25 protein-coding genes are annotated in these 24,588 nt (G+C 64.1%); 12 read left to right on the top strand and 13 right to left on the bottom strand.

The window, feature by feature from the left end:
• Positions 1 to 166 precede the first annotated feature (166 nt).
• Together greA and UP10_RS25800 are read left to right on the top strand one after the other, a co-directional pair.
• Positions 167 to 640: a transcription elongation factor GreA gene (greA, locus tag UP10_RS25805; RefSeq protein WP_156180253.1), complete on the top strand. Its 474-nt coding sequence runs from the start codon at positions 167 to 169 to the stop codon at positions 638 to 640.
• A 319-nt stretch (positions 641 to 959) separates the two neighbouring features.
• Positions 960 to 1,373: a DoxX family protein gene (locus UP10_RS25800; protein WP_044589978.1), complete on the top strand. Its 414-nt coding sequence runs from the start codon at positions 960 to 962 to the stop codon at positions 1,371 to 1,373.
• Between the two features lie 108 nt (positions 1,374 to 1,481).
• Here the strand turns inward: UP10_RS25800 and UP10_RS25795 are convergent, their stop codons facing one another.
• Positions 1,482 to 1,961, bottom strand: a complete 480-nt coding sequence (locus UP10_RS25795) for an Lrp/AsnC family transcriptional regulator (protein WP_044589977.1) — start codon at positions 1,959 to 1,961, stop codon at positions 1,482 to 1,484.
• 279 nt (positions 1,962 to 2,240) lie between these two features.
• On the opposite strand from UP10_RS25795, the gene trxB reads away from it, so the two are divergent.
• The 3 genes from trxB (at position 2,241) to dapA (ending at position 5,602) form a co-directional block, all read left to right on the top strand.
• Entirely contained in the window at positions 2,241 to 3,206 is a 966-nt protein-coding gene (trxB, locus tag UP10_RS25790) for a thioredoxin-disulfide reductase (protein WP_044589976.1), read from the top strand.
• 2 nt (positions 3,207 to 3,208) lie between these two features.
• Positions 3,209 to 4,132 (top strand): LysR family transcriptional regulator, encoded by a 924-nt coding sequence (locus UP10_RS25785; protein WP_044538968.1) that lies wholly within the window; start codon positions 3,209 to 3,211, stop codon positions 4,130 to 4,132.
• A gap of 552 nt (positions 4,133 to 4,684) precedes the next feature.
• Entirely contained in the window at positions 4,685 to 5,602 is a 918-nt protein-coding gene (gene dapA / locus UP10_RS25775) for a 4-hydroxy-tetrahydrodipicolinate synthase (protein ID WP_044589974.1), read from the top strand.
• 186 nt (positions 5,603 to 5,788) lie between these two features.
• Here dapA and UP10_RS25770 read toward each other — a convergent pair whose 3' ends face one another.
• The gene (locus UP10_RS25770; RefSeq protein ID WP_044589973.1) at positions 5,789 to 8,179 is read right to left on the bottom strand and encodes a heavy metal translocating P-type ATPase; all 2,391 of its coding nucleotides are present in this window, start codon (positions 8,177 to 8,179) and stop codon (positions 5,789 to 5,791) included.
• A 66-nt stretch (positions 8,180 to 8,245) separates the two neighbouring features.
• On the opposite strand from UP10_RS25770, the gene UP10_RS25765 reads away from it, so the two are divergent.
• Positions 8,246 to 8,521, top strand: coding sequence for a metal-sensitive transcriptional regulator (locus UP10_RS25765; protein WP_044590129.1), 276 nt, complete (start codon positions 8,246 to 8,248; stop codon positions 8,519 to 8,521).
• Between the two features lie 145 nt (positions 8,522 to 8,666).
• Here UP10_RS25765 and ychF read toward each other — a convergent pair whose 3' ends face one another.
• The 4 genes from ychF to UP10_RS25745 form a co-directional block, all read right to left on the bottom strand.
• The gene (gene ychF, locus UP10_RS25760) at positions 8,667 to 9,764 is read right to left on the bottom strand and encodes a redox-regulated ATPase YchF (RefSeq protein WP_044589972.1); all 1,098 of its coding nucleotides are present in this window, start codon (positions 9,762 to 9,764) and stop codon (positions 8,667 to 8,669) included.
• A gap of 36 nt (positions 9,765 to 9,800) precedes the next feature.
• Positions 9,801 to 10,406: an aminoacyl-tRNA hydrolase gene (pth, locus tag UP10_RS25755; protein WP_044589971.1), complete on the bottom strand. Its 606-nt coding sequence runs from the start codon at positions 10,404 to 10,406 to the stop codon at positions 9,801 to 9,803.
• 55 nt (positions 10,407 to 10,461) lie between these two features.
• On the bottom strand, positions 10,462 to 11,217 hold the full coding sequence (locus tag UP10_RS25750; protein ID WP_044589970.1) for a 50S ribosomal protein L25/general stress protein Ctc: 756 nt from the start codon (positions 11,215 to 11,217) through the stop codon (positions 10,462 to 10,464).
• A gap of 279 nt (positions 11,218 to 11,496) precedes the next feature.
• Positions 11,497 to 11,757: an accessory factor UbiK family protein gene (locus tag UP10_RS25745; protein ID WP_044589969.1), complete on the bottom strand. Its 261-nt coding sequence runs from the start codon at positions 11,755 to 11,757 to the stop codon at positions 11,497 to 11,499.
• A gap of 178 nt (positions 11,758 to 11,935) precedes the next feature.
• Between UP10_RS25745 and UP10_RS25740 the strand changes: the two genes are divergently transcribed.
• The 6 genes from UP10_RS25740 (at position 11,936) to UP10_RS25715 (ending at position 17,295) form a co-directional block, all read left to right on the top strand.
• Entirely contained in the window at positions 11,936 to 12,670 is a 735-nt protein-coding gene (locus UP10_RS25740) for a dienelactone hydrolase family protein (protein ID WP_044590128.1), read from the top strand.
• Between the two features lie 15 nt (positions 12,671 to 12,685).
• Complete coding sequence (lgt, locus tag UP10_RS25735) at positions 12,686 to 13,528, top strand: prolipoprotein diacylglyceryl transferase (protein ID WP_044589968.1); 843 nt, start codon at positions 12,686 to 12,688, stop codon at positions 13,526 to 13,528.
• 70 nt (positions 13,529 to 13,598) lie between these two features.
• Positions 13,599 to 14,660 (top strand): class I SAM-dependent methyltransferase, encoded by a 1,062-nt coding sequence (locus UP10_RS25730; protein ID WP_044590127.1) that lies wholly within the window; start codon positions 13,599 to 13,601, stop codon positions 14,658 to 14,660.
• Complete coding sequence (pgeF, locus tag UP10_RS25725) at positions 14,657 to 15,427, top strand: peptidoglycan editing factor PgeF (protein WP_044589967.1); 771 nt, start codon at positions 14,657 to 14,659, stop codon at positions 15,425 to 15,427. Before UP10_RS25730 ends, pgeF begins: the two co-directional genes overlap by 4 nt.
• 140 nt (positions 15,428 to 15,567) lie before the next feature.
• The gene (locus UP10_RS25720; protein ID WP_044589966.1) at positions 15,568 to 16,173 is read left to right on the top strand and encodes a hypothetical protein; all 606 of its coding nucleotides are present in this window, start codon (positions 15,568 to 15,570) and stop codon (positions 16,171 to 16,173) included.
• Between the two features lie 168 nt (positions 16,174 to 16,341).
• On the top strand, positions 16,342 to 17,295 hold the full coding sequence (locus UP10_RS25715; RefSeq protein ID WP_044539190.1) for a ribose-phosphate pyrophosphokinase: 954 nt from the start codon (positions 16,342 to 16,344) through the stop codon (positions 17,293 to 17,295).
• 96 nt (positions 17,296 to 17,391) lie between these two features.
• Here UP10_RS25715 and UP10_RS25710 read toward each other — a convergent pair whose 3' ends face one another.
• The 7 genes from UP10_RS25710 to UP10_RS25680 all read right to left on the bottom strand — a co-directional run bounded on the left by UP10_RS25710 (position 17,392) and on the right by UP10_RS25680 (position 24,583).
• Positions 17,392 to 18,198 carry an SDR family NAD(P)-dependent oxidoreductase gene (locus tag UP10_RS25710; RefSeq protein ID WP_044589965.1) on the bottom strand — a complete coding sequence of 269 codons (807 nt, stop codon included), beginning with the start codon at positions 18,196 to 18,198 and terminating at the stop codon, positions 17,392 to 17,394.
• Between the two features lie 77 nt (positions 18,199 to 18,275).
• Positions 18,276 to 18,737 carry an SRPBCC family protein gene (locus UP10_RS25705; RefSeq protein ID WP_044589964.1) on the bottom strand — a complete coding sequence of 154 codons (462 nt, stop codon included), beginning with the start codon at positions 18,735 to 18,737 and terminating at the stop codon, positions 18,276 to 18,278.
• A gap of 4 nt (positions 18,738 to 18,741) precedes the next feature.
• Entirely contained in the window at positions 18,742 to 19,581 is an 840-nt protein-coding gene (locus tag UP10_RS25700) for an XdhC family protein (RefSeq protein ID WP_044589963.1), read from the bottom strand.
• A 1-nt stretch (position 19,582) separates the two neighbouring features.
• Complete coding sequence (locus UP10_RS25695; protein WP_044589962.1) at positions 19,583 to 20,794, bottom strand: vWA domain-containing protein; 1,212 nt, start codon at positions 20,792 to 20,794, stop codon at positions 19,583 to 19,585.
• Positions 20,791 to 21,663, bottom strand: coding sequence for an AAA family ATPase (locus UP10_RS25690; protein ID WP_044589961.1), 873 nt, complete (start codon positions 21,661 to 21,663; stop codon positions 20,791 to 20,793). The genes UP10_RS25695 and UP10_RS25690 overlap by 4 nt, the downstream gene beginning before the upstream one ends.
• The gene (locus tag UP10_RS25685) at positions 21,660 to 24,086 is read right to left on the bottom strand and encodes an aerobic carbon-monoxide dehydrogenase large subunit (protein ID WP_044589960.1); all 2,427 of its coding nucleotides are present in this window, start codon (positions 24,084 to 24,086) and stop codon (positions 21,660 to 21,662) included. Before UP10_RS25685 ends, UP10_RS25690 begins: the two co-directional genes overlap by 4 nt.
• Complete coding sequence (locus UP10_RS25680) at positions 24,083 to 24,583, bottom strand: (2Fe-2S)-binding protein (protein WP_044589959.1); 501 nt, start codon at positions 24,581 to 24,583, stop codon at positions 24,083 to 24,085. Before UP10_RS25680 ends, UP10_RS25685 begins: the two co-directional genes overlap by 4 nt.
• Positions 24,584 to 24,588 lie beyond the last annotated feature (5 nt).

The following is a 24,588-nucleotide window of genomic DNA, read 5'->3' as shown; positions in this document are numbered from 1 at the left end:
TAGCCTGACGGCTGGAACTCACCGCGCGATTGGATGTTGTCACGGCCCTTAGCGGGGCCGAAAATCACTGGGCTTCCGGGCTCCTTGTTCAGGCCCTGATCCTGCGTTTAGCTGAACTCGATATCTCGCGCGCCCTGGATTCGCGTGCGGGTGAAGGACGAAGATGATGGAAAAGGTTCCGATGACCGCGGGTGGATATTCCGCACTGACGGTCGAGCTGAAGAAGCGACAGTCGGAGGATCGTCCGCGCATCATCGAACATATCGCGGAGGCGCGCTCGCATGGCGACCTCTCGGAGAACGCCGAGTATCACGCCGCCAAGGAAGAGCAGTCGCACAATGAAGGCCGCATCGCCGAGCTGGAGGACAAGCTCGCGCGCGCAGACATCATCGACATCTCGAAGCTCTCAGGCGACACCATCAAGTTCGGTGCCACCGTAACGCTGGTCGACGAGGACACCGAAAAGAAGGCGGTGTGGCAACTCGTCGGCGAGGTCGAGGCCGACGCCAAGAAGGGCCGCATCTCCATCACCTCACCGCTGGCGCGGGCGCTGATCGGCAAGAAGCAGGGCGCCACGGTTGAAGTGATGGCGCCAGGCGGCGCCAAGGCCTACGAAATCACCAAGGTCGAGTGGCGATAGATTTATTCTACGATTAGCTGCGAAGAAGCCGCGTCTTGCACGCGGCTTTTTTGCTGCGCCAATTCTTGTTGCGCCGAGACAACACGGTATCGCCTCACGCGCTCGCTGACGGGATTGTGAATTGGCCGCGGAGCACCGCCTATCCTAGTGAGGCAGGGTGATATGATTATGCACCATAACTAAGTTACCCGAAGGAAACCGCATGCCGCGCCGCATCGAATGATCCATCGGGAGCGGTGTTGACATCATATGGCGGAGACACACACCGTGTATCCGTTCAATTCCACGTTCCAACATGTCAAACAGGGGGACAATGACAATGGACCAGACGCTTTCCAGGTTTCAGCCGATAGCGCTCAGCCTGCTTCGATTCTTCGCCGGGCTGCTGCTGTTTCAGTACGGCGTCGCCAAGATCTTCAAGTTTCCTGTCCTTCCGTACTTCGCAAACATCCCGCCATTGATCACGACCGCGGGCGCGATTGAGCTGATCCTCGGCGCACTCTTGATGATCGGCCTGTTCTCGCGGCTGGTCGCGTTCATCCTATCGGGTGAAATGGCGTTCGCCTACTTCATGGGTCACATGCTCAAGGCAACGATAGAAAAGGGGGACCCGCCCGTGTTCCTGCCGCTGAACAACGGCGGCACCGCGGCGATCCTGTTCTGCTTCACCTGCCTCTATCTCGCAACCTCGGGCCCGGGCCCGATCAGCGTCGACGAGATGCGGAAGAAGTAACCAACATCGTCATTGCGAGCGAAGCGAAGCAATACATTTCCCCACACGCGGAAGCATGGATTGCTTCGTCGCTTCGCTTCTCGCAATGACAGCGACGCGATTGTCGCCTCAGCCCGCCACCCTGAGATCCAGCGGCACGGCGGCCTCGTATTTCGAATTGTGCAGCACCAGCGATGTCCGGACGTTGCGGACATGGGGCGCGGCGGTCAGGTGGGTGACGAAATCCTGGAACGTCGCCATGTCGGGCGCAACGCATTTCAGGATGAAGTCGACCTCGCCCGACAGCATCCAGCATTCCCGCACCAAGGGCTCGGCGCGCACGAAATTCTCGAACGCGCGCAGATCGGCGTCGGCCTGGCTCGACAAATGGACGGCGGCGAACACCGTCACGTCGAAGCCGAGACGGCGTGGATCGAGCATGCCGCGGTATCCCTGGATGTAGCCTTCCTCCTCCAGCGTCCTGACCCGGCGCAGGCAGGGCGGCGGCGAGATCCCGACGCGTTTGGCCAGTTCCACGTTGGTGATTCGGCCGTCGGCCTGGATCTCGGCGAGAATTTTAAGGTCTATTTCGTCAAGGTTCTTCGACACGCGACTACGGTTCCCTGAAAGCTTGGACATTTGCCAGGTCTGCTCGCAACTGTCTTAGCGCAGGCTGCGCACTTTGCGCAATTTTATTGCGCGTGCAGCGCACGATTTCGCGAATTTGATTTCAGTTCCGGGGAAAAATCGCTGGTTTGGATTGCAATTCTTGCATAGCTACCCAGATATCATAGACTGGATTTGGCACTTTTAGCGCCGCTGCGACCCCTTTCCGGGCGCTTTCCGCTCAAGTCCTGACCAAAATCCCCAGCACAGAGGGATCTGCCAATGCCCGCGCCTATCCATGCCAAGGTCGTCATCATCGGGTCCGGTCCTGCCGGTTACACCGCGGCGATCTACGCAGCGCGCGCGATGCTCGAGCCGGTGCTGATCCAGGGCATCCAGCCGGGCGGGCAGCTCACCATCACCACCGACGTTGAAAACTATCCCGGCTTCGCCGATGTGATCCAGGGCCCCTGGCTGATGGAGCAGATGGAGAAGCAGGCGGCTCATGTCGGCACCAGGATCGTCAACGATCTCGTCAGCAAGCTCGAACTCGGCCAGCGGCCGTTTCGCCTGACCTGCGATAGCGGCGACGTCTACCTGGCCGAAACCGTCATCCTCGCGACCGGCGCGCAGGCGCGCTGGCTTGGAATACCGTCGGAAGAGAAATTCCAGGGGGGTGGCGTGTCCGCCTGCGCGACCTGCGACGGCTTCTTCTATCGCAACAAGGAAGTCGTGGTGGTCGGCGGCGGCAATACCGCGGTCGAGGAGGCCCTGTTCCTGACTAACCACGCCTCGCAAGTCACCATCGTCCATCGCCGCGATCATTTCCGCGCCGAGCGCATCCTGCAGGACCGCCTGTTCAAGCACCCCAAGATCAAGGTCATCTGGGACAGCGCGATCGACGAGATCTGCGGATCGGAGAACCCGAACAAGGTCACCCATGTGCGGCTGAAAAACGTCAAGACCGGCAGACTGACCGACGTGCGGACGGACGGCGTCTTCATCGCGATCGGGCATGCGCCGGCGACCGAGCTGGTCAAAGGCCAGATCAAACTCAAACCGTCAGGCTATGTCGAGGTGGCGCCGAATTCGACTGCGACCTCGATCCCCGGCCTGTTCGCTGCTGGCGACGTAGCCGACGAAACCTACCGGCAGGCGGTGACCGCCGCCGGCCTCGGCTGCATGTCGGCACTCGAGGCGGAACGCTTCCTGGCTCTTCGCGCGAGCGATCGCGCAGCGGCGGAATAATCATGGCACGCTCTCGCGACGGATTTACGGATATGGATTGGGACAAGCTGAAGGTGTTTCACGCGGCGGCTGAAGCGGGCAGCTTCACCCATGCCGGAGAGCAACTTGGGCTTTCGCAATCGGCGGTCTCCCGCCAGGTCAGTGCGCTGGAGCAGGAGCTCTCGGTCTCGCTGTTTCACCGCCACGCCCGCGGCTTGATCCTCACCGAGCAGGGCGACCTGCTGTTCCGCACCGCGCATGACGTGTTCATGCAGCTGCAGGCGGCGCGCGCAAAACTCACCGACAGCCGCGAGCGGCCGAGCGGCGACCTCAAGATCACGACGCCGCCCGCGCTCGGCATCAACTGGCTGATCCCGCGGCTCGACGAGTTCACCGCGCTCTATCCGGACATCCGTATCTCGCTGATCGTCACCGACGAGGATCTCGATCTGTCGATGCGCGAGGCCGACGTGGCGATCCGCACCCGCAAGCCGACCCAGCCCGATCTGATCCAGCGCAAGCTGTTCTCGATCGGCTTCCACGCCTATTGCTCGCCGGAATACATCAAGCGCTTCGGCACGCCGCGGACGCTGGACGATCTCGACTCGCACCGCATCATCATGCTCGGCGACGCGCAGGTGCCGCCGCATCTGCAGAACCGCAGCTGGCTGATCGATGCCGGCCGCAACGGTTCCGGTCCGCGCGAAGCCTACTTCAAGGTCAACAACATCCTGGGCCTGGTGCGCGCCTGCCAACAGGGGCTCGGCATCGCCGCGCTGCCGGACTATCTGGTCGAAGAGAACAACCGCCTCGTGCAGCTGTTCGGCGAGTCCGACTCGATCGCGCTCGACACCTACTTCGTCTATCCGGAGGAGTTGAAGACGGTGGCGCGGGTGCAGGTGTTCCGCGACTTCGTGGTCAGCAAGGCGCAGCGCTGGCCGTCCTGATTAAGCGGCCCTTATATGATTCAATTATAGGTGGTCGGCCCTGTCCAAAGACCCGACAAGAGGCCCCCCAAATCCCCGCATGTCAGACATGCGGCTCGGACGGTTGCCGCATGGCTCCGATGGGGATCATAGTGTTCACACGCTGAGCGGTCGCGTCGCGCATATGTCCCCCTCCTCCAGCGGCGCGGAAGTTCAGTAATCCCTCTTGGAAGGTGATTGTGTCGGCCTCACGTGGCCAATACCTCAAGCCGGGCTCTCTCGAGCCCGGCTTTTTTTTCATGCGCGCGTCACGTCGGTACATTGCGCGCCACGTCCGTGCGCTGGGCGTCACGATCAGTGCGCACATTGACAATGAGAACGCAGCGCAGCATCATCGCGACATGATCACGACTTCGTGCACCGTTCTGTCGTCGAAAAAAGCTCCCCTCCCGGGGACACGAGATCGCGCGCGATAAGATCATTTCGCATTTTAACCGATCCCGAAACCCCGCCGCCTGGACGGGGTTTTTTATTGGTCCCGTCTCCGGCTTTGCCTTCTTAAGGAGATGGAACATGACCGATCTACAACAGCAATTGCAGGGCCTGTGGCTGCCCTTGATCACGCCATTTCGCAACGGCGAACTCGACGTCGACTCGCTGCGCCGTCTCGTGGAGCATTATGCCAGCGGCCCGGTCGACGGCTTTATCCTTGGTGCAACCTCCGGTGAAGGCATGTCGCTCGGCTTCAGCGAACTGGAACGGCTGACGACCGTGGTGCGCGCCGAGTTGAGTGCCAGCTCCCGCCATCTGCCGATCTGCCTCGGGCTATCAGGCGCCAGCACCGCGCGGATGAAGGATGCGCTCGATGATACCGCCGATTGGCCGATCGACGGCTATCTGATCGCAACCCCTTACTACACCCGCCCCTCGCAGCGCGGGCTGCTGCAGCATTTCAACGCGCTCGCCGATCACGCTGCCTGGCCGATCGTGCTCTACAACATCCCCTACCGCACGGCGGTGAACCTGACCAACGAGACGCTGCTCGCCTTGGCCTGCCACCCGAACATCGTCGGCATCAAAGATTGCGGCGCCGACCGCGCGCAATCCATCGACTTCGTCAACCGGCGGCCGGCCGGCTTCCGCGTGCTGACCGGCGAGGACACACAAACCTTCGACGCCTTGTCCGATGGCGCCGACGGCGCAATCCTGCTGTCGGCGCATCTTCACACCGAAACCTTCGCCTCGATCCGGACGCTGCTGCGGCAGGGCAACCGCGATGCCGCGCTGGCCGCGTGGCACAGCGTCACCAACCTGACCAAGCTGTTGTTCGCCGAACCGAGCCCGGCGCCGGCCAAGCACTGGCTGTGGCGGCAGGGACTGATCGACAGTCCCGAGGTGCGGCTGCCGATGGTCGAGGTGAGCGAAGACCTCGCTGCATGTCTCGATGCCGAGATCGAACGTCGGACGCCGCGGGTGTTGCAGAGCGCATAGCGGTCTCTCTTCTCCCTCTCCCTCTCCCCGTTCTTCCGGGGCCACGACGAGCAAAAGCTCGCGCTGAGAGGGTTGGGGTGAGGGGCTGCTTCCGCAATGTCGGTGAGAAACGAACTCGCGGAGATTCCCCATCACCCGGCGCTGCGCGCCGACCTCTCCCCGCAAGCGGGGCGAGGTAAGAGGAGCTCAATCCAACTTCGTGCGTGCGAGGCGCAGCGCATTGCCGATCACGCTGACCGAGGACAGCGCCATCGCCGCGGCGCCGACCATCGGCGACAGCAGGATGCCGAACAGCGGATACAGCACGCCGGCCGCAACAGGCACACCGGCGGCGTTGTAGACGAAGGCGAAGGTCAGGTTCTGGCGGATATTACGCATGACAGCGACCGACAGCCGTCGTGCCCGAACCAGGCCCATCAGGTCCCCGGTCAGGAGCGTGATGCCGGCGCTCTCGATTGCAACGTCGGTGCCGCCGCCCATCGCGATGCCGACGTCGGCGGCGGCCAGCGCCGGCGCGTCATTGACGCCGTCGCCGGCCATCGCGACCGTGCGGCCCTCGCCGCGCAGCCGCTGCACGACCTCGCTCTTGCGCTCCGGCAGGACGCCGGCCTCGACCTCGTCGATCCCGAGCGTGCGCGCCACTGCGCGTGCCGTCGTCTCATTGTCGCCGGTCAGCATCACGATGCGCAGGCCCTCGGCACGCAGCGCCTGCAGCGCTTGCACCGCCGACGGCTTGACCGGATCGGCGATCGCGACCACGCCGGCGACACGGCCATCGACCGCGATATAGATCGCGGTGGCGCCGTCCTGGCGTGCGGACTCTGCGGCCTGATCCAGCGCTGAGGTCGCGATCTTGAGTTCGCTCATCAGCACGGCATTGCCGAGCGCGACCTGTTTGCCCTCGACCGCCCCGGTCGCGCCCTTGCCGGAGGGCGAGGCGAAGTTGCCGACCGTGGCGAGTGCCAGCTTGCGGTCCTTCGCGGCCGCGAGTATCGCCTGCGCCAGCGGATGCTCGCTGCCCTGTTCGACACTGGCAGCAAGACGCAGCAAGCCATTCTCATCGAACCCATCGGCCGGAATGATCCGCGTCACCTTCGGCTTGCCCTCGGTCAGCGTGCCGGTCTTGTCGATCACAAGCGTATCGATCGCCTCCATCCGCTCCAGCGCCTGCGCGTCGCGGATCAGGATGCCGGAATGCGCACCGCGGCCGACGCCAACCATGATCGACATCGGCGTTGCCAGGCCGAGTGCGCAGGGGCAGGCGATGATCAGCACCGTGACAGCGGCGACCAGCGCGAAGGTGAAGCGCGGTTCGGGACCGAAGCTTGCCCAGGCCACGAAAGCGAGCGCGGCAGCCGCTATCACCGCCGGCACGAACCAACCGGCAACGCGATCAGCAAGCCGCTGGATCGGCGCGCGCGAGCGCTGCGCTTTCGCGACCATGTCGACGATCCGCGCCAGCATGGTATCGCGGCCGATCTTCTCGGCGCGCATCACGAGACCACCGCTCCGGTTGACGGTGCCGCCGATCACCCGGTCGCCCTCTTCCTTCGACACCGGCATCGACTCGCCGGTGACCATTGATTCATCGACCACCGCGCGGCCCTCGACGACGAGGCCGTCGACCGGGATCTTCTCGCCGGGGCGCACGCGCAAGCGATCGTCGACCTTGATCGCGTCGATCGCGATGTCCTCATCGCCCTGATCGGTGATGCGTCGCGCGGTCTTGGGGGCCAGGCCCAGCAGCGCGCGGATCGCGCCCGAGGTCTGCGCCCGGGCGCGCAACTCGAGCACCTGGCCGAGCAGCACCAGCACGGTGATCACGGCCGCCGCCTCGAAATAGACCGCGACCGCGCCATGCATGTCGCGGAAGGCCGGTGGAAACAGCTGCGGCGCCAGCGTCCCGACGACGCTGTAAACGTAGGCGACGCCGGTGCCCATCGCGATCAGCGTGAACATGTTGAGATTACGGGTGAGGATTGATTGCCAGCCGCGCACGAAGAACGGCGCGCCAGCCCACAGCACCACCGGCGTCGTCAGCACGAACGAGATCCAGTTCGACCAATTCGGCGGCACCAGATGCATCAGGCCGAGATGGCTGCCCATCTCGAGCACAAACACCGGCAAGGTCAGCACCAGCGCGATCCAGAAACGTTTGGTCATGTCGATCATTTCAGGATCAGGCCCGTCATCGAGCGAGACCTGCTCGGGCTCAAGCGCCATGCCGCAGATCGGGCAACTGCCGGGACCGACCTGGCGCACCTCGGGATGCATCGGACAGGTGTAGATTGTATCAGCGGGCGCCGGCGGCTCAGGCTCGCGGGGCTTCAGGAATTTCTCCGGCTCGGCCTCGAACCGCCCGCGGCAGCGGCCGCTACAGAAGAAATAATCCTCTCCCTGATAGCTGAAGCGGTAATTGGCGGTCGCCGGATTGACCTTCATGCCGCAGACCGGATCGATCGCCAGCGCGACCTCGGCCGGCTTGTCGCCATGGTTGTGCTTGCCGCCGCAACAGGAATGCGCTGCCGCGCCATGATGGTGATGATCCGCGTGCGAATGGTCGTGATCGTGTGCCACGAAAACTCTTCCCGACCGGTATCCCGGCCTCTTGATTATCATACCCTAGGGGGGTATATGACGCTTATGCGCGAAGAGATCAAGACGTCCTGTTTAAAACGGCTCAAACGGATCGAGGGTCAGATCCGCGGCCTCGCCGGCATGGTCGAGGACGACCGCTACTGCATCGATGTGGTGACGCAGATCGCCGCAGCCCGCGCGGCGCTGCGCCGCGTTGAGGAGGAGGTCTTGCGCGACCATGTCGCGCATTGCGTGGAGCATGCGATCTCGTCCGGCGACAAGGCCGACCAGCGGCGCAAGATCACCGAGCTGATGGATGTGATCGGCCGCGCGGACCGGTGAGGTGGGCAGGCGCCGCCGCACATGTCGTCCCGGCGAAGGCCGGGACCAATAACCACGAATGTTGGTTGTAAGGAAATGCAGTGGCCCCAGCCGTCGCCAAACGCGCAGCTGGGGTAATGGGTCCCGGCCTTCGCCGGGACGACAATTACGTATTGAACCTGAAATGCATGACGTCGCCGTCGACGACGACGTACTCCTTGCCTTCGAGCCGCAGCTTGCCGGCATCGCGCGCGCCGGCTTCGCCATTGCCCGCGACATAATCGTCATAGGCGATGGTCTCGGCGCGGATAAAGCCCTTCTCGAAATCGGTATGGATCACGCCGGCCGCGGCCGGGGCTTTGGTGCCGCGATCGATGGTCCAGGCGCGCGCTTCTTTCGGGCCGACGGTGAAATAGGTGATGAGGTCGAGCAGCTGGTAGCCGGCGCGGATCAGGCGATCGAGTCCGGCTTCCTGCAGCTCCAGCGTTTCGAGGAAGTCGACACGCTCCTCGCGCGACAACGTCGCGATCTCGGATTCGATCTTGGCCGAGATCACGACCGCGACCGCGCCTTCTTCCCTGGCGCGTTCGAACACCGCCTTGGAGAAATTGTTGCCGTCCTTGGCGGAGCCTTCCTCGACGTTGCAGACGTAGAGCACCGGCTTCGACGTCAAAAGGCCGAGCATGCGGAATGCGCGCTCCTCCTCCGGCTTGCGCTCCAGCCCGCGGGCCGGCTTGCCCTCGCGCAGCAGCACCAACGCGCGGTTGACCAGCTCAAGCTGCTCCTTGGCGTCCTTGTCGTTGCCCTTGGCCTTCTTCGTGAGGTTGTCGACGCGCTTCTCCAGGCTGTCGAGATCCGACAGCATCAGCTCGGTCTCGATGGTCTCGATATCGGCGAGCGGCGCGATCTTGCCCTCGACATGGGTGATGTCGGAATCCTCGAAGCAGCGCACCACATGGGCGACCGCATCGACCTCGCGGATGGTGGCGAGGAACTGGTTGCCGAGGCCTTCGCCTTTGGAGGCACCGCGGACCAGGCCTGCGATGTCGACGAAGGTCAGCCGGGTCGGGATGATCTGCGCGGATTTCGCGATCGCCGACAGCTTGTCCAGCCGCGGATCAGGCACCGCGACCTCACCGACATTCGGTTCGATGGTGCAGAACGGATAGTTCGCCGCTTGAGCAGCCGCCGTCTCGGTCAGCGCATTGAACAGCGTCGACTTGCCGACGTTAGGCAGCCCGACGATCCCGCATTTGAATCCCATTGTCCGTCCCGAAATCTGTTGGAGAAGCCCCGCGGGTCACGCCGCGCCGTTCTCATCCTTGTCGAAAAATCCCTTGGCCTGCATCACCAGATGCACCTTGTTGGCGAACGACGCATCGTGGCCGGTCGCCAGCAGACCGGCATTGTCGGCGACAGCTGCACACAAGGCCTCCACCCACGCCCGATCGCTTTTGGCGAAGTCCGACAGCACGTGGCTGTGCACCAGCGCCTTGACGCCGGGATGACCGATCCCGAGCCGCACCCGGCGATACTCGTTGCCGATATGCGCCGAGATCGAGCGCAGCCCGTTATGGCCGGCGATGCCACCACCGACCTTCAGGCGCACCTTGGCCGGCGGCAATTCGAGCTCGTCCTGGAACACGGTGACGTCGGAGGCGGCGAGCTTGAAAAAGCTTGCCGCTTCCTGCACCGCGCGCCCGGACTCGTTCATGTAGGTGGCCGGCTTCAACAGCACGACCTTCTGATGGTCAAGCACGCCTTCCGCGGTCTCACCCTGAAAGCGACGGCGCCATGGTGCGAAACCATGACGCCGTGCAATCTCATCGACCGCCAGGAACCCGATATTGTGCCGGTTGCTGGCGTATTTCGCGCCGGGATTACCGAGACCGACGAAGAGGCGCATGACGCAGCATCCCGTATCGGCGCGCCATCAGTTGATGGCGCGCCGACCTGATCGGTTACTTCTTCTTGTCGCCACCGGCAGGTGCCTTGGCACCTGCGGCCGGAGCCTTCGCAGCCGGAGCCTTGGCACCGGCGGCCGGAGCCGCAGCACCCGCGGCCGGAGCGGCAGCAGGAGCAGCTGCACCCGCAGCAGGCGTCGCCGCGCCACCAGCAGCAGCCGCAGCCGCGGCCTTCAGCTCTTCGGCGTAACCGGACGGCGGCACGATGGTGACCAAGGTCGCGTCCTCGCGGGTCAGCGACTTCACGCCCGCAGGCAGCTTGATCTCGGAGAGATGCAGCGAGTGGCTGATCTCGAGCGTGCTGACATCGGCCTCGATGTATGGCGGGATGTTGTCGACCGAGCACTCCAGTTCGAGCGCGTGGGTGACGATGTTGACGGTGCCGCCGCGCTTGATGCCGGGCGCGGCTTCCGCGTTCACGACGTGCAGCGGTACGCTGACGCGGATGGTGGCGCCTTCGCCGAGCCGCATGAAGTCGACATGGATCGGGAAGTCCTTCACCGGATCGAGGTGGAAGTCGCGCGGAATCACCCGATGCTTCTTGCCCTCGAGATCGATGTCGTAAATCGTGGTCAGGAACCGGCCCGCTAGGATGCGCTGGCGCAATTCGCGGTCGTCGACCGAGATGGTGACGGGGGGCTGGTTGTTTCCGTAGATCACTCCGGGAACTCTCCCGGCGCGACGCTCTGCCCGGGCGGCCCCCTTGCCGCTCTGCGGACGCGCGGTCGCCTTCAATTCCTTGACGGTCGCCATAGCGTTAAGTCCTTGTATTTAAAAAGTTAAAGGCCGCAGCGCGGCCCATGCACAAGTCCACAGCAAGCCTCCAGGGGTGCGGGGGCCGCGGACGTGGCGGGCTTTTAGCCTCAAAGGGACGAAATGACAAGGAAATGAAGGGACTTTTCTTGCTCGCCGGCCCGAAAGACCACGGATAACGTAGCCCGGATGGAGCGAAGCGTAATCCGGGGCCGCTCTAACCGCGGATCAACCTCTCCCGGATTTCGCTTCGCTCCATCCGGGCTACGAGGCTCCAGTTCATACCGTCGCGCCGCCGAGCTTGGCTTCGAGGGCAGCAATGCGGGCCTTCAGCGCCTCGTTCTCCTCGCGGGCCAGGCGGGCCATGTCCTTGACCGCCTCGAATTCCTCGCGCTTGACCAAATCAAGGTCGCGCAGAATGCGTTCGGCCTGGTTGCGCATGACCGTGTCGACCTCACGCTTGACGCCCTGGGCGGCGCCCGCGGCATCGTTCATCAAACGGCCGATCTCGTCGAAAAACCGATTGCTGGTCTGGGTCATCTCGCAAACTCTCCGCGTTCACTTAACTCGCGCACAGACAATGGCGATCCCTGCGATGCGGTTCAAGCCCGCAATGAATGGCTGGCCCCCTGTAGCTTGCCTTGTCATGCTCCGGTTTCCTTGCAATCGTATTGAATCGACAACAGAAATCGCAAATCACAACGCGAACGGAAACGCCATGATCGAGCACACGGTCGATATCGAGACCAAGGACGGCAAGACCACCACCTTCATCACCCATCCCGAACGCGGCGGACCGTTTCCGGTCGTGATCTTCTACATGGACGCGCCGGCGATCCGCGAGGAGCTGCGCGACATGGCGCGCCGGCTCGGCACCTCGGGCTATTACGTGATGCTGCCCAACATGTATTACCGCGCTGGCGCGATGGAGCTCGGCCCGATCAACCCCGATCCGGAATCGCCGGAGCGCAAGCGCATGTTCGCGCTGATGCACTCGCTCAACATTCCGCTTGTCATGGAAGATACCAAGGCCCTGCTCGCCTATGCCGAGACGCAAAAGGCCGCAAACACTGACATCGTCGGCACCGTTGGCTATTGCATGAGCGGCCGCTATGCGGTGAACGCCGCGACGCATTTCCCCGACCGGGTCAAGGCTGCCGCCTCGATCTACGGCACGCATCTGGCGACCGACCAGCCCGACAGCCCGCATCTCGCCACACAGAAGACCAAGGCTGAACTCTATTTCGCCTGCGCCGAGACCGATATCTACGCGCCGCAGGAGATCATCGAGCAGGTGAAGGTCGGCATGAAGGGATCGAACAACGAGGTCGAGATCTATCCCGGCACGCATCACGGCTTTGCGTTCCCCAAGCGCCCGGTCTATGACCGCGACGCCGCCGAACGCCATTGGGAGCGGCTGCTTGCCCTCTATCGCCGCAACCTCGTGAGCTGAGCCTCAAGACGCACGATGCCGTTCCTGCTGATCGACTTTCCGGTGTTCAACCCCGTCGCGGTCGCGCTCGGGCCAATCGTGATCCGTTGGTATGCGTTGGCCTATATCGGCGGCATCGTGCTGGGGTGGATTTACGCCCGCTCGCTGATCAAGAAGCAACGGCTGTGGGGCGGGCCGGCGCCGATCACGCTGCCGCAGCTCGACGATTTCATCCTCTGGGTCACGCTCGGCATCATCGTCGGCGGCCGCACCGGCTATGTGCTGTTCTACAACCTGCCCTTCTTCATCGCGCACCCGGCGGAAATCCTCGAGCTGTGGAAGGGCGGCATGTCGTTCCACGGCGGCTTTATGGGCTGCGTCGTCGCGGTGATGTGGTTCGCGCGGAAGAACGACATCTCGATCCTGTCGCTGGGCGACATCACCACCGCGGTCGGGCCGATCGGGCTGTTCCTCGGGCGGCTCGCCAATTTCATCAACAGCGAATTATGGGGCCGCCACGCCGAGGCGAGCCTGCCCTGGGCCATGATCTTCCCCAATGGCGGGCCGCTGCCGCGCCATCCGAGCCAGCTTTACGAGGCTGGCCTGGAAGGCATTTTGCTATTTACGGTGCTGGCCGTGATGATCCGGATGGGCGCGCTGAAGCGGCCCGGCCTGATCCTCGGCAGTTTCATCACGATCTACGGTTTTGCCCGAATCGCCGGCGAGTTTTTCAGAGAGCCCGACCCGCAGCTCGGATTCCTGTGGGGTGGGCTAACCATGGGTATGTTGCTGTCAGTGCCAATGATTATTGTGGGCGCTATCATCATCGTGACCTCCATTCGCCGCAAGGCAAAGGGGCCGGTGCCCGATTCAATTTAAAGGGACGCCTGTGAGCGAACATTCCCCGCTGCTGGACGAGATCAGGAAGCTGATCAGATCGTCCGGACCGATGCCGGTCTGGCGCTACATGGAATTGTGCCTGATGCATCCGCAGCACGGCTATTACTTGTCGCGCGATCCGCTGGGGCGCGAGGGCGACTTCACCACGTCGCCGGAAGTCAGCCAGATGTTCGGCGAGCTGCTCGGCCTGTGGAGCGCATCGATCTGGAAGGCGATCGGCTCGCCGTCGACGCTACGGGTGGTCGAACTGGGCCCCGGCCGCGGCACCATGATGTCGGATGCGCTGCGCGCGCTCCGGGTGCTGCCGCCGCTCTATCAATCGCTCAGCATCCACCTCGTCGAGGTCAACCCGGTGCTGCGGGAGAAACAGCGCGCGACGCTCTCCGGCGTGCGCAACATCACGTGGCACGAGACCATCGACGACGTCCCCGAGGGACCTACCGTCATCCTCGCCAACGAATATTTCGACGTGCTGCCGATCCACCAGATGGTCCGGCGCGAAACCGGCTGGCACGAACGCACGGTCGGGATCGATGCCAATGGCAGCCTGTATTTCGCTGCGGCGCCGGAACCGATGCCGCGCTTCGAGGTGCTGCTGCCGCCATTGGTGCGCGCCGCCCCGCTCGGCGCGGTGTTCGAATGGCGGCCCGACACCGAGATCATGAAGCTCGCCACCCGGGTGCGCGACCAGGACGGCGCCGCGTTGATTATCGACTACGGCCATCTGCGCAGCGACGCCGGCGACACCTTCCAGGCGATCGCCCGCCACAGCTTCACCGATCCGCTGAAGAAGCCGGGAGAGGCCGACGTGACCGCCCATGTCGATTTCCAGGCGCTGACGCGGGCTGCCGAGGATGTCGGCGCGCGCGTCCATGGACCGGTGACGCAGGGCGACTTCCTCAAGCGCCTCGGTGTCGAGGCCCGCGCCGCCGGATTGATGGCGAAAGCCACGCCCGAGGTCTCCGCCGACATCGCCGGCGCCTTGCGGCGCCTGACCGACTCCGGCCGTGGCGGCATGGGGTCGATGTTCAAGGCGATGGCGGTCTCCGATCCACGCATCACCTCGATCGCCGGCCTCAGCGATCCGCCTGACGAGGCCGAAGAGTCATGACATTGGGATCATCGCTGCTGTCGGCCATCCCGGACCTGCGCCACGCTTTCTTCTCGCGCGAGGGCGGCGTTTCGGAGGGCATCTATGGCGCACTGAATGGCGGTCTCGGCTCACGTGATGACCCCGCAAGCGTCGTTGAAAACAGGCGGCGCATCGCCGAACGACTGGGCGTGTCGCCGGCGCATCTCGTCAGCGTTCACCAGATCCACTCGCCCGACGTCGTGGTCGCCACCGGCCCCTGGAACGGCGACGCGCGCCCGAAGGCGGACGCGCTCGTCACCAATGTCGAAGGTCTCGCGATCAGCGTCACCACTGCCGATTGCGGGCCGATCCTGTTCGTCGACCCCAATGCGCGCGTGATCGGCGCGGCGCATGCCGGCTGGAAGGGCGCGCTGACCGGCGTGCTGGAATCGACCATCGACGCGATGGAGACGCTCGGCGCCGACCGCACCGGCATCGTCGCCGCGATCGGCCCGCTGATCCGGCAGGACTCCTACGAAGTCGGCAGCGAGTTCGTCGAGCGCTTCATCGAGGCCGACGCCGGGAACGGGATGTTCTTCATCCCCGGCGAACGCGACGGACATGCGATGTTCGATCTCGCCGGCTTCATCCGGATGCGGCTGGAGAATGCCGGCGTGCTGATGATCGACGATCTCGGCATCGACACCTATTCCGACGAGCGTTTCTTCAGCTACCGCCGTTCCGTGCACCGCAAGGAAAGCGATTACGGCCGGCACGTACATGCCATCGCGCTGATGCGGGAGTAGCGATCCAGCAAAGCTGGTCATCGTCTGCTCGACCAGGCAAGGAATTCGGTCCTGCCCCGGCGCCTGCCGGCCGGATCCGTTAAGACCTGTGCCCTGCCTGCCCTAGACGTTAAGCCGTTTTAACGATATCGCAGGACGCAATGAGGGAAGCGTCAAAAAGCCAGTTTCAAACTGGGACAGTCGTGCGCGTCGCGATCGCTGCGACGTGGCTTTCGATCGCCTGCGCGCTTGGCGGCTGTGCCGGCGGCGGTGGCGCGGCCGATTCCTATGCCATGGCCGCACCGAGCAGCGGCGCGACGGTTGCGTTCGAATCGATCGACGGGCCGCCGCCTCAGGTGTTCGACCGCATGGTCGGCGTGCTCGACAGCGAATCCAAGCTGCGCAGCCTCTCGATCGTGTCGCGCGAAGGCTCTGCCGCCTATCGCGTGCGCAGCTATCTGTCGGCGCAAGTGGTGCGTGGCCGCACCGTGATTTCCTGGGTCTGGGACGTCTACGACAGCAATCAGCAGCGCGCGCTCCGGCTTTCCGGCGAGGAACCCGGCGGCAAGGCCGGCCGCGACGCCTGGGCCGCGGCCGACGACCTGGTCCTGCGCAAGATCGCCCAAGCGGGCCTCAGCGGCCTGTCCAGCATGATCAATGGCGGCCCGGCGGATGGCCCCGCGCGCACCCCGGCACCGGAGCTGCGCGGGCCGGCGGTGGCAAGCGCCCCAGCCGAGACCGTCGCGCTCGGATATTCCGCTAACTAAGCCCCGCGTTATCACGGGGATAGCCCATTTTTGACCGGGAAAACCGGCCCAATGGGTTGCCAGCCAAGCCGGCCGCCTGATATTCCCTCGCCCACCGAAAACCCGCCGGTTCTGTAGGGACTTGTGATGCTGAACGTCTTATCCAGCAAAGAGCGGGAGGAAGCTTCGATGTCGGCCAAGAACGGATCAATCAAGCTCGTCGCCGGCAACTCCAATCCTGTGCTGGCGCAGGATATCGCCAAAGCGCTCGGCATCGAGCTGACCAAGGCCGTGGTCCGGCGCTTCGCCGACATGGAGATCTTCGTCGAGATCCAGGAGAACGTCCGCGGCTCGGACATGTACATCCTGCAGTCGACGTCGTTTCCGGCGAACGACAATCTGATGGAACTGCTGATCATCACCGACGCGCTGCGCCGCTCCTCGGCGCGCCGCATCACGGCAGTGATCCCCTATTTCGGCTATGCCAGGCAGGACCGCCGCTCCGGCTCGCGCACGCCGATCTCGGCCAAGCTCGTCGCCAATCTGATCACCCACGCCGGCGTCGACCGCGTCATGACGCTCGACCTGCATGCCGGTCAGATCCAGGGCTTCTTCGACATCCCGACCGACAACCTCTACGCAGCACCGCTGATGGTGCGCGACATCAAGGACAGGTTCGACCTCTCCAAGACGATGGTCATCTCGCCGGACGTCGGCGGCGTGGCGCGCGCCCGCGGTCTCGCCAAGCGCATCAACACCCCGCTCGCCATCGTCGACAAGCGCCGCGAGCGGCCCGGTGAATCCGAAGTCATGAACGTGATCGGCGACGTCTCGGGCTACAACTGCATCCTGGTCGACGACATCGTCGACTCCGGTGGCACGCTGGTGAACGCGGCCGAGGCGCTGATCAAGCACGGCGCCAAGGAAGTGTCGGCCTACATCACCCACGGCGTGCTGTCCGGCGGCGCCGCCGCGCGCATCGCCTCATCGCGGCTGAAGGAGCTGGTCATCACCGACTCGATCCTGCCGACCGAGGCCGTCAACAAGGCGCCGAACATCCGCACCATCTCGGTCGCCGGCCTGATCGCCGAAGCGATCGGCCGCACTGCGGCGGAAGAGTCGGTCTCGAGTTTGTTCGATTAGTAGTTCACGCCGTCATTCCGGGATGGTCCGAAGGACCAGACCCGGAATCTCGAGATTCCGGGTTCGATGCTTTGCATCGCCCCGGAATGACGGGATTCAAAACCCCGGCCGCGGCACGTGGCTCATCAGCGTCCGCGCATAGCCGCCATCGACGATGAGCTCCTCGCCGTTGACGTAGGACGACCGGTCGCTCGCCAGGAACAGGATCGCATCCGCCATGTCCTGCGGCGCGCCGATCCGGCGCATCGGCACCACGGCAGTGCGACGCTCGGTAACCCCGGGGGTATCGTAGAACGCCTGGCTCATCGGCGTGACCACGAGGCCCGGACTGACGACATTGCTGCGGATGCCGTGCGGTCCCCATTCAGCGGCGAGCTGCTGCGACAGCATCACAACGCCGGCCTTGCTGACGCTGTAGGCGCCGCTTTGTCCCTGCGCATTGCTGGCAGCGATCGAGGCGATATGCACGAGACTGCCGCGGCCCGCGTTGCGCATCTGGCGGCCGAACGCCTGCGCGCAGATGAAATAGCCGGTGAGATTGACCGCGAGCACGGCGTTCCATTCGGCGAGCGAGAGCGTATCGAGCCCGCCTGGACGCAGTACTGCGGCGGTGTTGACGAGAATGCCGCACGGCCCGAGCGCGCTCTCGATCTTCGCCGCCGCTGCAGCGATACTCTCGGCATTGGTGGTGTCGCAGCTCGCGACGAGATGGCCGTCACCGAATTCGCGGAGCTTTTCGCGCGTGCCTTCAAGCCCACGCTCGTCGCGATCGATGGCGGCGACCTTGGCACCGGCCTGCGCGAAACTGAGGGCCGTGGCGCGGCCGATGCCGCCGCCTCCGCCAGTGACGACAGCGACGCAGCCAGATAGGCCGAGCCAGTCGGAGGAACCTTCCTTGGTCATGTGATCACTCTTATCCGGTGACTGATGCCGGATAGCTTAACCGAACGCGACCACAGACCAAGGACGATTTGCGACCGTCAGGCGCTCGCGACGGCGGTATTCCCGACCGCCTCGCCGAAGGAGGCAAAGAACTGCCCGGCCAGCTTGCGCGACGTGGAATCGATCAGCCGCCCACCGAGCTGCGCGAGCTTGCCGCCGATCTGCGCGTCGACCGCATAGGTGAGGATCGTGACATCGGCACTTTCGGCAGCGAGAGTCACCGTCGCGCCGCCCTTGGCAAAGCCGGCGACGCCGCCGGAGCCCTCACCGGAGATGCGATAGCTATTGGGCGGATCGAGATCGGACAGCGTCACCTTGCCGCCGAAGGTCGCCTTCACCGGGCCGACCTTGAACACCACGGTCGCGGTCATCTCGGTCGGCGACGACATCTCGAGCGACTGGCAGCCGGGAATGCATTGCTTCAGGATCTCGGGATCATTGAGCGCGGCCCAGACCTTTTCCTTCGACGCCGGGATGCGCTGACTGTCATTCATCTGCATACTGTCACTTGGCTCCTTCGGCTGAATTGGCGGCGCGCTGACCGCGGCGCCGTTCGATGGTGATTTCTGCCAGGATCGACATCGCGATCTCCTCCGGCGTGATGGCGCCGAGATCGAGCCCGGCCGGCGCCTTGACGCGATTGATCGCGGCAGGCTCGAGGCCCGCGGCAATCAGCTTGTCGTGCAGCGCTGCCATCTTGCGCTTGCTGCCAACGAAGGCGTGATAGGCCGCATCGATCGCGAGCGCCTGTTTCAGTGCGGCTTCATCGCCCTTGCCCTGGGTAGACACCACGACGAAGCGCCTGGTGTCGCTGAGAGCGCCGGGTTCGAAGCCGTCGACGACGACGTGCGCATCGGGTGCAGCGGTGAGGTCGGAGGCCGGCGCGGCGAGCGTGACGTGATAGCCGAGCTGGCGCGCCTGCGCAGCCAGCGACATGGCGACCGGACTCGCACCGAGGATCACCAGCGACGGATGCGGCAAGACCGGCTCCACGAAAATATCCATCGTGCCCTTGCTCGGGCACATGTTGGAGGCGAACCGTACGCCGTCCCTGCTCTCGCCGGGCTTGACGCCGAGCTCGGCCAGCAGGTCTTCCGGCTGCACCGACACCATGCGCGGCTCGCCGTCGGCGAGCGCCTCGCGCGCGGCCTTCAGCACGGCGCCCCTGGCGCAGCCGCCACCGATCCAGCCGGCAACGATGCTGCCATCGGGCCGGATGATCGCCTTCGCGCCGGCTTTCGCTGCCGTCACCGACACCGTGCGCACCACGGTCGCCAGCACGAAGGCCTGCTCGGCGGCCTTCATCTGCGCGACCAGATCCATCACCTCGACATGCACACCCATCTCAAAGCCTCGCAAGATAGGGTTCGAGCGCGGTCAGGCTCGCAAGCGTATTGGCTGGCGCATAGAGATCGATATGCGGCAGCGCCGCCTTGATCCCCCGCGCCTCCGGCGCATAGCCTTGCCATCCCATCATCGGGTTGAGCCAGACAATGCGGCGGCAGCGGCGGCCGAGCGCGGCCATCTCGCGGCCGAGCAGCGCTGCGTCGCCAGTCTCATAGCCATCTGACACGATCATCACGCAAGTGCGCGAGTGGATCACACGGGCGGCGTGCCAGCGATTGAAAGTCTGCAGGCTCTCGCCGATCCTGGTGCCGCCGCCGGCGCCCTGCGCCATGATCGAGAGCCGGTCGAGCGCGCGACCGGCATCCTTCTCCTTCATCGCATCGGACACGTGGGCCAGACGCGTGTGGAACAGGAACGCCTCGGCCTCACGGAACTCATCGAGCACGCCATGGATGAAGCGCAGGAACACGCCGGTGTACATGCTCATCGAGCCGGAGGCGTCGAGCAGTATCACCAGCCGCAACGGCTTCGGCTTGCGCTGCCGCACCACCAGGCTGATCGGTACACCGCCATGGCTGATATTGCTGTGAATGGTGCGGCGCAGGTCGAGCCGATAGCCGCGCCGCCGCGCCAGATCGCGCCGCGTCAGCCGCGTGCGCATCGCGCGCGCCAATTGCGCCGCAGCCAGATGCGCCTGCACGACCTGCTCGGGATCGGCGATGTTGCGGAAGTCGACCTCAGCGAGGTTTTCGGCGCGCGAGGCGCCTTCCATGCGCCCCTCGCCCGAACGGTCATTGTCGGCACCGTCGACCGACGGCATTTGATCGGTCGCTGCATCGCCACCCTCGCGCGGCTGAGCGGGCTGGCCCGGCAAGTTCTTCAATGACGGATTGTTCGCCGCCTTCGCGGCGCCGGTGGTGATTGAGCGCGACCGCAGCCGCTTGCCGAGCCAGAACGCGTCAAAAATGCCATCGAACTTGTCCCAGTCGGATTTGCGCGCCGAGAACAGATGCTTGAGCGCCGAGCGCAGCAGGCCCGGCCGCGCCGCATAGCCGGCAGCCATCAGCATGGCGGCATCCCGGCCCTCGGCGAGACCGACGGCAAAACCGCTGTCGCGCAACGTCCGCAGGAACGCCGCGAGCTTGCTTGCGACAAGGCGGGAGACCGCGTTGACATCTTCGAAATCGGGGGATGAGCCGCAGCAGCTCATGCGACCTTCCCCAGCAAGCGTCCGCTGACCTCGCGCGTCACGCGCGCCTTGTCTTCCTGCGTCTTGAGCAGGCACATCAGGGTCTCGTGCACGGTCTCGGGCGCATCGTGCAGGTCCTTTACGTCCAGCCCGACCAGTGCGGCCGCCCAATCCAGCGTCTCCGCGACGCCGGGCACCTTGCGCAGTTCCTCCTTGCGGATGCCCTCGACCATGCGCGCGATCTGCAGCGCCAGAGAGGCGCCGGTGCCGTCGATCCGCGTCATGATGATCCGCGCCTCGCGGTCGACATCGGGATAGTCGACATAGTGGTAGAGGCAACGCCGCCGCAGCGCGTCCGACAACTCACGTGTGCCGTTCGAGGTCAGCACGACATGCGGGATCGCGGTCGCCTTGATCGTGCCGAGCTCGGGGATCGACACCTGAAAGTCCGACAACAGTTCGAGCAGGAAAGCTTCGAACTCATCGTCGGCGCGGTCGATCTCGTCGATCAGCAGCACAGGCGGTTTTGCGCGCCGGATCGCGGCGAGCAGCGGCCGCTCCAGCAGGTATTTTTCCGAAAATATCTGATCCTCGGCGGCAGCAGGGTTATCGCCACGATGAGCCTGGATCGACAGCAATTGCCGCTGGTAGTTCCATTCATAGAGCGCCGCCGACTGGTCAAGCCCCTCATAGCATTGCAGACGGATCAGTTCGGTCGCATGCACGGCGGCAAGCGCCTTTGCCACTTCGGTCTTGCCCACGCCCGCCTCGCCTTCCAGCAGCAGCGGACGCCGAAGCAATTGCATCAGCGAGATCGCGGTCGCAAGCTCAGCGTCGGCAAAGTAGCCGGCGTTGCCGAGCGCTTGCGCGATCTCGTCACGGGTCCTCATGCGGCTTCGAACAAGCCGAGGTTCTTCGCCGCCGCCCAGTTCCGCCAGAAATCATGCGGCATCTGGATGTGGGTGGAGCCGAGGAAGGAGAACGCATCGTTGACCGCGTTGGAGAAGGCCGGCACGCCGCCGACATTCGGACTCTCGCCGACGCCCTTGGCGCCGATCGGATGATGCGGCGACGGGGTGACCGTGAAGTCGGTCTCCCAATGCGGGGTCTCGACCGCGGTCGGCATGAAGAAGTCCATGAACGAGCCGGTGACCACGTTGCCCTCGGCGTCGTAACGGATCTCCTGCCCCATCGCGATCGCAAACGCCTCGGTGAGGCCGCCATGCACCTGGCCCTCGATGATCATCGGGTTGATCCGGGTGCCGCAATCGTCGAGCGCATAGAAGCGCTTGACCTTGTAGACGCCGGTATCAACATCGATGGTCATGACGCAGATATAGGCGCCGAACGGATAGGTCATGTTGGGCGGATCGTAGTAGCTCACCGCCTCCAGCCCGGGCTCCATGCCCGGCGGCACCGAATTATACGCCGCCCAGCAGATATCCTTCATCGTCATGACCTTCTCCGGCAGGCCCTTGACGCGGAAGCCGTCGATGTCCCACTCGAGATCGTCCTCGTGGACCTCGAGCTTGTAGGCCGCGATCATCTGAGCCTTGGCCTTGATCTTTCGCGCGGCCATCGCAATCGCGGCGCCGGCCACCGGCGTCGAGCGCGAACCGTAGGTGCCGAGCCCGTAGGGCGCGGTATCGGTGTTGCCTTCCTCGACCATGATGTCGTCGGCGGGGATGCCGATCTCGGTGGCGATGATCTGCGCCCACGTGGTCTCGTGACCCTGGCCAGTGCTTTTCGTGCCGACGCGGGCGATGCCGGCACCGGTCGGATGCAGGCGGATTTCGCAGGAATCGAACATCGCGATTCCCAAAATGTCGCAATTCTTCGACGGGCCGGCGCCGACGATCTCTGTGAAAAACGAGACGCCAAGGCCCATGATCTCGCGGGTCTCGCCGCGTTTGAACGCCGCGCGCTGGGCCACCTGTTGCTTGCGCAGGCCGGCATAGTCGACTGACTCCATCATCTTGTGCATCGCGGTGTGGTAGTCGCCGGAATCGTATTCCCAGCCCAAGGCCGAGTGATACGGGAATTGCTCTTTCTTGATGAAATTCCTGAGCCGCAGTTCCGCCGGGTCGATCCCGAGTTTCTGCGCCAGAATGTCCATCCCACGCTCGATGCAATAGGCCGCTTCCGTCACCCGGAACGAGCAACGATAGGCGACACCGCCCGGCGCCTTGTTGGTGTAGATGCCGTCCACCGAAAGATGCGCGGTCGGGAAGTCGTAGGAGCCGGTGACGATGTTGAAGAAGCCGGCCGGCCATTTCGACGGATCGGCGCATGCGTCGAACGCGCCGTGATCGGCCAGCACATGCACGCGCAGGCCGGTGACCTTGCCATCCTTGGTCGCTGCTATCTCGGTGGTCATATGGTAATCGCGCGCAAACGAGGTCGCGGTCAGGTTCTCGATGCGGTCTTCGACCCATTTTACGGGCTTGCCAGTCACGATCGAGGCCACAGCAGCACAGATGTAGCCGGGATAGGCGCCGACCTTGTTGCCAAAACCGCCGCCGACGTCGGGCGAGATCACATGGATCTTGTGCTCCGGGATTTTTGCAATCAGCGCCACCACGGTGCGGATCACATGCGGGGCCTGGAAGGTGCCCCAGATCGACAGCTCGCCCTTGATCTTGTCGAACGAACAGACGCACTGGCAGGTCTCCAGCGGCGACGGATGGGTGCGGTGGTAGGAGATCATCTCCTTGATGGTCACATCCGCCTTCCTGAACGCGGCGTCGGTGAGGTCCTTGTCGCCGACGGTCCACTCGAAGATGTGGTTATGATGCTTGCGCGGGCCGTGGGCGCCGGTCATTTTGCCGGTGAGGTCCTCGCGCAGCACCGGCGCATCGGCGTCCATCGCCTTGAATGGATCGATCACGACCGGAAGCGCTTCGTATTCGACCACAACCTTGTTGATGCCGTCATCCGCGGCATAGCGGTCGGTGGCGACCACGAAGGCGACCTCCTGGTTCTGGAACAGCACCTTGCCGTCGGCCAGCACCATCTGCACGTCGCCCGCAAGCGTCGGCATCCAGGCAAGATTGACGGTTTTGAGCGTCTCGGCGGTGATCACAGCCAGCACGCCCGGCACCTTCAGCGCCTCTTCCGAATTGATGGATTTGACGCGCGCGTGGGCGTGCGGTGAGCGGACAAAATCGCCATGCAGCATCCCCGGCAGTTTCAAATCGTCGACATAATTACCCTTGCCTTGGGTGAAGCGGGCGTCCTCGACCCGCTTGCGCTTACAACCCATGCCTTCGAGTTTGGCTTCGCGTTGTTCCCGCGTGGGAGTCATGTCGTTCATTCCGCAGCCTCCTTGAATTCAACGCCATTGGTCTTGTCGGCAGCGTACTGGATAGCCTTGACGATGTTCTGGTAGCCGGTGCAGCGGCAGATATTGCCGGAGATGCCCATCCGGATTTCGTCTTCCGAAGGCCTCGGATTTTCGTGGAGCAGCCGCTGCGCGCGCAAAATCATGCCGGGGGTGCAGAAGCCGCATTGCAGGCCGTGCATCATGCGAAAGCCTTCCTGCAGCGCCGAGAGCGAGCCGTCGGCATTGGCGACGCCCTCGATAGTCATGATGTCGGACCCTTGCGCCTGCACTGCGAACATGGTGCAGGATTTTACCGACATGCCGTCGATATCGACGGTGCAGGCGCCACAATGCGTGGTCTCGCAGCCGATGTGGGTGCCGGTCAGCAGCAGATTTTCGCGAATGAAATGCACCAGCAATGTGCGCGGCTCAACGAGGCCTTCGACCTCGGCGCCATTCACCTTCATGGTGACGTGGGTCTTTGCCATTTTGA

Source organism: Bradyrhizobium sp. LTSPM299, from assembly GCF_000938235.1.
Lineage (GTDB): Bacteria > Pseudomonadota > Alphaproteobacteria > Rhizobiales > Xanthobacteraceae > Bradyrhizobium.
This window is presented reverse-complemented; position numbering and strand designations above follow the sequence as displayed.

What these genes read in the sequence shown, in the direction of transcription:
- greA (WP_156180253.1), top strand. Translation starts at nt 167, where the DNA reads ATGGAAAAGGTTCCGATGACCGCGGGTGGATATTCCGCACTGACGGTC.
- UP10_RS25800 (WP_044589978.1), top strand. Translation starts at nt 960, where the DNA reads ATGGACCAGACGCTTTCCAGGTTTCAGCCGATAGCGCTCAGCCTGCTT.
- trxB (WP_044589976.1), top strand. Translation starts at nt 2,241, where the DNA reads ATGCCCGCGCCTATCCATGCCAAGGTCGTCATCATCGGGTCCGGTCCT.
- UP10_RS25785 (WP_044538968.1), top strand. Translation starts at nt 3,209, where the DNA reads ATGGCACGCTCTCGCGACGGATTTACGGATATGGATTGGGACAAGCTG.
- dapA (WP_044589974.1), top strand. Translation starts at nt 4,685, where the DNA reads ATGACCGATCTACAACAGCAATTGCAGGGCCTGTGGCTGCCCTTGATC.
- UP10_RS25765 (WP_044590129.1), top strand. Translation starts at nt 8,246, where the DNA reads ATGCGCGAAGAGATCAAGACGTCCTGTTTAAAACGGCTCAAACGGATC.
- ychF (WP_044589972.1), bottom strand. Translation starts at nt 9,764, where the DNA reads ATGGGATTCAAATGCGGGATCGTCGGGCTGCCTAACGTCGGCAAGTCG.
- pth (WP_044589971.1), bottom strand. Translation starts at nt 10,406, where the DNA reads ATGCGCCTCTTCGTCGGTCTCGGTAATCCCGGCGCGAAATACGCCAGC.
- UP10_RS25750 (WP_044589970.1), bottom strand. Translation starts at nt 11,217, where the DNA reads ATGGCGACCGTCAAGGAATTGAAGGCGACCGCGCGTCCGCAGAGCGGC.
- UP10_RS25745 (WP_044589969.1), bottom strand. Translation starts at nt 11,757, where the DNA reads ATGACCCAGACCAGCAATCGGTTTTTCGACGAGATCGGCCGTTTGATG.
- UP10_RS25740 (WP_044590128.1), top strand. Translation starts at nt 11,936, where the DNA reads ATGATCGAGCACACGGTCGATATCGAGACCAAGGACGGCAAGACCACC.
- lgt (WP_044589968.1), top strand. Translation starts at nt 12,686, where the DNA reads ATGCCGTTCCTGCTGATCGACTTTCCGGTGTTCAACCCCGTCGCGGTC.
- UP10_RS25730 (WP_044590127.1), top strand. Translation starts at nt 13,599, where the DNA reads ATGCCGGTCTGGCGCTACATGGAATTGTGCCTGATGCATCCGCAGCAC.
- pgeF (WP_044589967.1), top strand. Translation starts at nt 14,657, where the DNA reads ATGACATTGGGATCATCGCTGCTGTCGGCCATCCCGGACCTGCGCCAC.
- UP10_RS25720 (WP_044589966.1), top strand. Translation starts at nt 15,568, where the DNA reads ATGAGGGAAGCGTCAAAAAGCCAGTTTCAAACTGGGACAGTCGTGCGC.
- UP10_RS25715 (WP_044539190.1), top strand. Translation starts at nt 16,342, where the DNA reads ATGTCGGCCAAGAACGGATCAATCAAGCTCGTCGCCGGCAACTCCAAT.
- UP10_RS25710 (WP_044589965.1), bottom strand. Translation starts at nt 18,198, where the DNA reads ATGACCAAGGAAGGTTCCTCCGACTGGCTCGGCCTATCTGGCTGCGTC.
- UP10_RS25705 (WP_044589964.1), bottom strand. Translation starts at nt 18,737, where the DNA reads ATGCAGATGAATGACAGTCAGCGCATCCCGGCGTCGAAGGAAAAGGTC.
- UP10_RS25700 (WP_044589963.1), bottom strand. Translation starts at nt 19,581, where the DNA reads ATGGGTGTGCATGTCGAGGTGATGGATCTGGTCGCGCAGATGAAGGCC.
- UP10_RS25695 (WP_044589962.1), bottom strand. Translation starts at nt 20,794, where the DNA reads ATGAGCTGCTGCGGCTCATCCCCCGATTTCGAAGATGTCAACGCGGTC.
- UP10_RS25690 (WP_044589961.1), bottom strand. Translation starts at nt 21,663, where the DNA reads ATGAGGACCCGTGACGAGATCGCGCAAGCGCTCGGCAACGCCGGCTAC.
- UP10_RS25685 (WP_044589960.1), bottom strand. Translation starts at nt 24,086, where the DNA reads ATGAACGACATGACTCCCACGCGGGAACAACGCGAAGCCAAACTCGAA.
- UP10_RS25680 (WP_044589959.1), bottom strand. Translation starts at nt 24,583, where the DNA reads ATGGCAAAGACCCACGTCACCATGAAGGTGAATGGCGCCGAGGTCGAA.